The sequence below is a fragment of the Mycobacterium sp. TH-M11 genome, assembly GCF_057473725.1.
In genome coordinates this window covers 1-7,826 of record NZ_JBYCLD010000475.1, presented here as the reverse complement: position 1 = coordinate 7,826, position 7,826 = coordinate 1, and the positions used below count along the sequence as shown (strand labels likewise).

Annotated in this window: 8 protein-coding genes and 1 pseudogene; 8 read left to right on the top strand and 1 reads right to left on the bottom strand. The window is 65.7% G+C overall.

Going from position 1 to position 7,826, the window contains the following annotated elements; translation table 11 throughout:
- Positions 1–1,490: molecular chaperone DnaK (dnaK, locus tag AC2VOG_RS18375; RefSeq protein ID WP_486941268.1), on the bottom strand; the 1,490-nt coding region annotated here is incomplete at its 3' end.
- 262 nt (positions 1,491–1,752) lie between these two features.
- Here dnaK and AC2VOG_RS18370 point away from each other — a divergent pair.
- The 8 genes and pseudogenes from AC2VOG_RS18370 to AC2VOG_RS18335 form a co-directional block, all read left to right on the top strand.
- Positions 1,753–3,225 carry an amino acid permease gene (locus AC2VOG_RS18370; protein ID WP_486941267.1) on the top strand — a complete coding sequence of 491 codons (1,473 nt, stop codon included), beginning with the start codon at positions 1,753–1,755 and terminating at the stop codon, positions 3,223–3,225.
- A 44-nt stretch (positions 3,226–3,269) separates the two neighbouring features.
- Positions 3,270–3,929, top strand: a complete 660-nt coding sequence (locus tag AC2VOG_RS18365; protein WP_486941266.1) for an enoyl-CoA hydratase-related protein — start codon at positions 3,270–3,272, stop codon at positions 3,927–3,929.
- Positions 3,930–4,061: 132 nt separating this feature from the next.
- Positions 4,062–4,619: a hypothetical protein gene (locus tag AC2VOG_RS18360; RefSeq protein ID WP_486941265.1), complete on the top strand. Its 558-nt coding sequence runs from the start codon at positions 4,062–4,064 to the stop codon at positions 4,617–4,619.
- 101 nt (positions 4,620–4,720) lie between these two features.
- Complete coding sequence (locus tag AC2VOG_RS18355; RefSeq protein ID WP_486941264.1) at positions 4,721–5,650, top strand: LLM class F420-dependent oxidoreductase; 930 nt, start codon at positions 4,721–4,723, stop codon at positions 5,648–5,650.
- A 14-nt stretch (positions 5,651–5,664) separates the two neighbouring features.
- The gene (locus tag AC2VOG_RS18350) at positions 5,665–6,165 is read left to right on the top strand and encodes a hypothetical protein (protein WP_486941263.1); all 501 of its coding nucleotides are present in this window, start codon (positions 5,665–5,667) and stop codon (positions 6,163–6,165) included.
- Positions 6,166–6,212: 47 nt separating this feature from the next.
- Positions 6,213–6,611, top strand: coding sequence for a hypothetical protein (locus AC2VOG_RS18345; RefSeq protein WP_486941262.1), 399 nt, complete (start codon positions 6,213–6,215; stop codon positions 6,609–6,611).
- Complete coding sequence (locus tag AC2VOG_RS18340; protein ID WP_486941261.1) at positions 6,608–7,018, top strand: hypothetical protein; 411 nt, start codon at positions 6,608–6,610, stop codon at positions 7,016–7,018. The genes AC2VOG_RS18345 and AC2VOG_RS18340 overlap by 4 nt, the downstream gene beginning before the upstream one ends.
- Positions 7,019–7,214: 196 nt before the next feature.
- A pseudogene (locus AC2VOG_RS18335) lies at positions 7,215–7,826 on the top strand (Fe-S oxidoreductase); the annotation flags it as partial.

Genomic DNA, 7,826 nt, shown 5'->3' with positions numbered 1-7,826 from the left:
GCGTGCGCCTCGGCGTCCTTGATCATCCGGTCGATCTCCTCCTTGGACAGGCCGGAGCCCTCCTGGATCTTGATCGTGTTCTCCTTGCCGGTGCCCTTGTCCTTGGCCGTGACGTGCACGATGCCGTTCGCGTCGATGTCGAAGGTGACCTCGATCTGCGGGACGCCGCGCGGAGCCGGCGGAATGCCGGTCAACTCGAAAGAGCCGAGCAGCTTGTTGTGCGAAGCGATTTCGCGCTCCCCCTGGAAGACCTGGATCTGCACCGACGGCTGATTGTCGTCGGCGGTGGTGAAGGTCTCCGACCGCTTGGTCGGGATGGTGGTGTTGCGCTCGATCAGCTTGGTCATCACGCCACCCTTGGTCTCGATACCCAGGCTCAGCGGTGTGACATCAAGCAGCAGAACATCTTTGACCTCACCCTTGAGCACGCCGGCCTGCAGCGCGGCACCCACGGCGACAACCTCATCGGGGTTGACGCCCTTGTTGGGCTCTTGGCCACCGGTCATTTCCTTGACCAGCTCCGACACCGCGGGCATCCGGGTGGAACCACCGACCAGCACCACATGGTCGATCTCGGACACCGCGATACCGGCGTCCTTGATCACCGACTGGAACGGCTGCCGCGTGCGGTCGAGCAGATCCTGGGTGATCTTCTGGAATTCCGCGCGGGTCAGTTGCTCGTCGAGGAACAGCGGGTTCTTGTCCGCATCCACGGTGATGTAGGGCAGGTTGATCGAGGTGCTCTGCGAACTGGAGAGCTCGATCTTGGCCTTCTCGGCCGCTTCCCGCAGCCGCTGCATCGCCATCTTGTCCTTGGTCAGGTCAATGCCGCTGGTGCCCTTGAACTTCTCGACCAGCCAGTCCACGACGCGCTGATCCCAGTCGTCACCGCCGAGGTGGTTGTCACCGGAGGTCGCGCGGACCTCCACGACGCCGTCGCCGATCTCCAACAGCGACACGTCGAAGGTGCCGCCACCGAGATCGAAGACCAGGATGGTCTGTTCCTTCTCGCCCTTGTCCAGGCCGTAGGCCAGCGCGGCCGCGGTCGGCTCGTTGACGATCCGGAGCACGTTGAGGCCGGCGATCTGGCCGGCTTCCTTGGTGGCCTGACGCTGAGCGTCGTTGAAGTACGCGGGCACGGTGATCACCGCGTCGGCGATGTCCTCACCGAGGTAGCTTTCGGCGTCACGCTTCAGCTTCTGCAAGGTGCGGGCGCTGATCTCCTGAGCGGTGTAATTTTTTCCGTCGATCTCTACGGACCAGTCGGTGCCCATGTGCCGCTTGACCGAGCGAATGGTCCGGTCGACGTTGGTCACTGCCTGGTTTTTGGCGGGCTGACCCACCAGCACTTCGCCGTTGCGCGCGAACGCCACAATGGATGGCGTCGTCCTGGCGCCCTCCGAGTTGGCGACGACGACGGGGTCGCCACCCTCAAGAACTGCGACGACGGAGTTGGTGGTCCCGAGGTCGATACCGACCGCACGAGCCATAGTTGGTTCCTCCTGATAATCGAGCTTCGTATGCACTACGCTGCTGAGCGAACTGCACTCAACCTTGCCCCTGGCGGTACGCCGCTGTCAAGTCATTGTTGAGTCTAGGTCACTCAATCTTGTCTATGTGCTCAACGGGGTAGCCTCCGGGTTTGTTCCCCAACGGTTGAGGCGGACATCACAGCGTGGGATAGTTTCGCCAACCAGCTCCTCAGCGGTCGTGCCCGGTGCCGCAGCATTGCCCCACGACGATAGGAATTCGATGCCATCGCCGCCCAGCACGCCCGGTCCCGTCGCGGGCGGATCCTCCCGGTTCGCTCGCGAGGACGAGGGCTATCACCACGACCTCAGCAACCGCCAGATGCAGATGATCGCGATTGGTGGCGCGATCGGCACCGGCCTGTTCATGGGCGCCGGCGCCCGCCTTGCGTCCGCCGGGCCCGGCTTGTTCCTCGTCTACGGGATCTGCGGCGGCTTCGTGTTCTTGATCCTGCGCGCGCTCGGCGAACTCGTGCTGCACCGCCCCGCGTCGGGCTCGTTCGTCTCCTACGCCCGCGAGTTCTTCGGCGAGAAGGCGGCTTTCGTCGCGGGCTGGATGTACTTCCTGAACTGGGCAATGGCGGCCATCGTGGACAGCACCGCGATCGCGAGCTACTTCCACTACTGGACCGCCTTCCAAGCCGTCCCGCAGTGGACGCTCGCACTCATCGCCCTGGCGGCGGTGGTGTCGGTCAACCTGATATCGGTAAAGGCCTTCGGCGAGTTCGAGTTCTGGGCGGCACTGATCAAAGTGGTCGCGCTGACGACGTTCCTGGTCGTCGGCATCGTCTTCCTGGCCGGCCGGTTCAAGATCGACGGCAAGACCACCGGGCCCGCCCTGTGGGCCACCCACGACGGGTTCTTGCCGACCGGCCTGCTACCGCTGGTGCTCGTCACCTCCGGGGTGATATTCGCCTACGCCGCAGTCGAATTGGTAGGGACAGCCGCGGGAGAAACGGCGAACCCGGAGAAGGTCATGCCGCGGGCGATCAATTCGGTGATCGCCCGCATCGCGGTATTCTATTGCGGGTCGGTGCTTTTACTGGCGCTGCTGCTGCCCTACACGGCCTACAAGCGGGGCGAGAGCCCGTTCGTCACCTTTTTCTCCTACATCGGTTTCAGCGGCGCCGACTCGCTGATGAACCTGGTGGTGCTCACCGCCGCCTTCTCCAGCCTGAACGCCGGCCTGTATTCCACCGGCCGGATTCTGCGCTCGATGTCGGTCAACGGCAGCGGCCCGAAGTTCACCGCGCGGATGTCGAAAAACGGTGTGCCCTATGGCGGAATCCTGCTGACCGCCGTCATCGGCCTGTTCGGCGTCGCGCTCAACGCGATCAAGCCCAGCGATGCCTTCGAAATCGTGCTCAACATCGCCGCGGTCGGCGTCCTGGCGGCGTGGGCCACGATCGTGATCTGCCAACTCCGGCTTTACCACTGGGTGAAAGCCGGGACCATGATCCGGCCCGACTTCAGAATGCCGCTGGCGCCGTACAGCGGCTACCTGACGCTGACGTTCCTGGTGGGCGTGCTGGTGCTGATGACACTCGATCCGGAGAAGGGGCCCTGGGTGATCGCGGCGCTCGTGGCGGCGGTCCCCGCCCTGATCGGCGGCTGGTTCCTGGTGCGGGACCGCGTCGCCAGCGCGTCCGGGATCGGCGGCCCGACACCTGACGTCGCCGAACTGGCGCAAGAGTAATAGGGCGGGCGCGTCGGACCACCACCTCTTCAGAAAGGAAACACGTGACCATCAGCCTGGCCCACGAGGAGAAAATCGCCGTCCTCGATCTCGGGGATGACGAAAACCGTTTCTCGCCAGAGTTTCTCGATGAAATGGACAGCCTGCTCGATGAATTGGTCGCTTCCGGCGCCCACGGGCTGGTCACCACCGGCAGCGGCAAGTTCTACTCCAATGGGCTCGATCTGGACTGGCTGACCGCACACGGCGATCAGACGACGTGGTACGTCGGACGAGTGCAGGCCATGCTGGCCCGGTTCCTCACCCTGCCGATTCCGACCGCGGCGGCGGTCGTCGGCCACGCATTTGGCGCCGGCGCGATGCTGGCGATCGCCCACGACTTCCGGGTGATGCGCTCAGATCGCGGCTACTTCTGCTTTCCCGAAGTCGACATCCGCATCCCGTTCACCCCCGGCATGGCCGCGCTGATCCAAGCCAAGCTGACTCCGCGGGCCGCCGTGGCCTCGATGACCACTGGGCGACGCTTCGGCGGAGACGACGCGGCGAGCCTGGGCATTGTCGACGCCGTCGCCACCGAGGGCGTCGTCACTGCCGCGGCCGTGGACCTGCTGCGCCCGCTCGACGGCAAGGACCAGGGCACGCTGGGCGCCATCAAGCAGACGATGTTCGGCGCCGCGGCGCAGACATTGACCGTCAGCGACTAGCGGCCGCCGCGCTGCCGTCCCGGTCGGCGGCCGCTCACCCGCGGCTGAACAGGCCCGCTGTCACGGTAGAACGGTCCCGAAGGGCGCGTCACTGCGCTCACTTGCTCGGCGTCGTGCGTACGCTTTTCTGCGATGTCCCCGCGCAACGTCCACCCCCACGCCGGCGGTCGACTACTGGTCGGCCTGGCGTTGAGTGCTGCGCTGCTCAGCGGATGCCATTCCACGACGCCTGGCACCCCCACCGCGTCGCCGGGAGCGGGACCCACCGAAACGTCGTTGCCCAAGGCCAAGCCATCGATCCCGGCACCGGCGCCGTCGGCTCCGTCGCCCGGTACCCCGCCGGCGGGCGCCATCCCGTTGGCGCCGGACCCGAACGGCCGGGTGTTCATCGAGACCAAGTCCGGCCAGACCCGCTGCCAGATCGACAGTGACAGCGTGGGCTGCGAAGCGCCGTTCACCGATCCGCCGATGGCAGACGGCGAAAAAGCCAACGGCGTCAACGTGACCGCCGCCGGCGAAGTGCAATGGGTGGCGGGCAATCTCGGCGACATTCCCACGGTGCCCATCGACTACAAGACCTACGACGCAGTCGGTTGGACGATCGCGGCCACCGAGAGCGGCACGCGATTCACCAACCAGCGCACCGGCCACGGCATGTTCGTCAGCATCGAGAAGGTCGACACCTTCTAAGTCGCGCCGGCCGCTTTTGCTGGGCCCAACCCGCCCAACGGGCAGGACCGATGCCCGGTAACATTTCTCGAGGCGACGACACGCCGCCTAGTGTTGCGCTCGTGGACTTTCGGGTATTCGTAGAACCGCAGCAAGGTGCCAGTTACTCCGACCAACTCGCGGTGGCGCAGGCCGCGGAGTCGCTCGGATACTCCGCGTTCTTTCGCTCCGACCATTATTTGGCGATGGGCGGTGACGGGCTGCCCGGCCCGACGGACTCGTGGGTGACTCTGGGCGGCATCGCGCGGGAGACCTCGACGATCCGGTTGGGCACGCTGGTCACCTCGGCGACATTCCGCCACCCGGGTCCGCTGGCCATCGCGGTGGCCCAGGTCGACGACATGAGCAACGGGCGAGTCGAATTCGGGCTCGGCACCGGCTGGTTCGAAAAGGAACATCTGGCCTACGCGATCCCGTTTCCGCCGCTGCGCGAGCGATTCGCCCGGCTCACCGAGCAGTTGGAGCTGATCACCGGCCTGTGGACCGCGCCGGTCGGCGAGACGTTCGACTACGCGGGCGCGCATTACGCGGTCAACGACTCGCCGGCGCTGCCCAAGCCGGTGCAGCGGCCGCATCCGCCGATCATCATCGGCGGATCGGGCGCCAGGAAGACGCCGCGGCTGGCCGCCACCTTCGCCGACGAGTACAACGTGCCGTTCGCGCCGATCGAGACCCTCAGGGCGCAGTTCGACCGGGTTCGCGAGGCCGTCGATGCGGTCGGCCGGCCCGCCGATTCGCTGATCTACTCCGCGGCCTTCGTGGTGTGCGCCGGTCGCACCGAAGCCGAGATCGCCAAGCGGGCCGACGCCATCGGGCGCGAAGTCGACGAGCTGCGGTCGAACTCTCCGCTGGCCGGCACCCCGGCGCAGATCGTCGACCAGCTGGGCACGTACGGCGAGATCGGGCTGCGGCGGGTGTATCTGCAGCTGCTGGACATGTCCGACATCGATCAGCTGCAGCTTTTCGCCGACGAAGTCGGGCGACAGCTCTGACGTAGCATCGGGGTGTGACTGGCGCGCCGGACGACCCCAGCTACTGGCCGACCCAAATGGCCGAATACGGCGCCGCCGCTACGCAGCAGCGAGTTGCGGTAAGCGCGCCAGCGGGCATTCCGGACGCGACCGAATCCGATGGTGCGCCAGATCCGTGGTACCGCAATCGGGTGATGTTGGCCCTGTGGGGGCTGCTGGTCGCACTGCTGCTGGCGTTGCTGACCTACGGCATCGTCAAGCTGGCACGTGGCGGCGGGACCGACATCCCGGCACCAGAGACGTCGTCGACCATCCCGACACGGTCGTCCACCGGCTCTCCGTCACTGACGACGACCGCCCCGCCGACCACCGAAGCGCCGCCATCCGAGAGTCCCGAGCAGACATCGGCGGAGGCGCCGCCGCCGGCGGACGACTCTCCGGCGCCCGACGAGTCGCCACATCACCACCATCACCTACACGTTCCTTCGACAATCACGTTGCCGCACACGGTGATTACACTTCCGCACGGGTTCTGAGCCACTGCCGCTGCACACAGCCACGTACCGCGACTAGGATCAGATCAGTGACGGGTTACGGACCTCCAGACGATCCCAGCGAAGCGCCGACCGGCTCTTACGACTACAGCCGTGCCGGCGTCCCGCCACCACCGCAAGGTGGTGGACCCTGGTACCGCAGTCCGATCATTCTGGTCGTGATCGGCCTGTTCGTGGCCATGCTGCTCGGTCTGGCGTTTTACCTGTTCGCCGACCAGACCGGCGGCCAGGGCGGCACGACGCAAACCCCGACCTCTCCAACCACGTCACCGACGTCGCCGACACCGACACCGACTACCGAACCCGTCGCGCCGCCGGAGACGCCCACGACGACAGAACCGGCCACCACCGTGCCCACGCCGACGACGACAGCAGACGACGACGAGCACCATCACCATCACCACCACGGCTGGATGCCCTGGCCGTGAACGGCAACCGGACGCCGTATGACGGCTATCCGTGGGATCGTGACCAAACAGAGCGCTTCAGCGTCGCCCGAGACCAGCCCCCGTGGTACCTCAGGCGGTGGGGCCTGACCCTGTGGGGGCTGGCAGTGGTGGTGTTGATCGCGATCATCATCTACGGCCTGGTAATCCTGGCCCGGGGCAACGGCGGCAGCGCCCCGACTCCCGTCCCGGCGCGACCATCGACGACGGCGTCGACCACGTCGACCACTCGGTCGACGAGCCCATCGACAACACCGCCCACCACGACGACGTCGCCCGAGGAGACCACTGTCGAGCCGGCGCCGACCGAGACGTGGACACCGCAGCCTTCGCGGCGTCACTGGTGGCGCAGCAATTTGCCCCCAATACCTCCGATACCGCACTTCTGACCTGCGCATCGCGTTCATGGGCCGATCGCCGCGCCGGGCGACAGCCAAGTTAGGGCAACCTTTGTCGCGGTACCCCCGCCGAAGATGTCACTATGAGCATGCTTATGCGGCTTGAGCAGGTGCGGTAGTTAAGTTACCGACGGGTAACATGGATTTGGTTACCCGTCAGTAACACTGAATATTGGGGAGAGGCTTCGTGCACACGCAGATGCTGATCAGGTTGATCGTCGGCTTGGGCGGGACGGCGGTCATCGCTTTGCTTGCACTACGCCGAGTCCTCTGGCTGGTCAAACTCACCCTGTCCGGCCAGCCTGCCTCCGGCCGGACCGACGACATGGGCACCCGGATCTGGACGCAGATCACGGAGGTCTTCGGCCAGCGTCGGCTGCTGAAATGGTCGATCCCGGGTCTCGCGCACTTTTTCACGATGTGGGGCTTTTTCATCCTCATCACGGTCTACATCGAGGCCTACGGGACGCTTTTCGTGCCGAACTTCCACATTCCGATTGTCGGCCGGTGGGACGCGCTGGGCTTCCTGCAGGACTTCATCGCGCTCGCCGTGCTGGCCGGCATCACAACGTTCGCGATCATCCGGCTGCGCTCCGAACCCAAAGAGTACGGCCGTGCGTCCCGGTTCTACGGCTCACACACCGGCGGCGCCTGGCTGGTGCTGTTCATGATCTTCCTGGTGATCTTCAGCTTCGCCTTCTTCCGCGGTGCGGCAGTGGACACCGGAAATCTCCCCTACGGCTGGGGCGCGTTCTTCTCGCACGGCATGGGTGCACTCCTGCAGCCGTTGGGCACCACC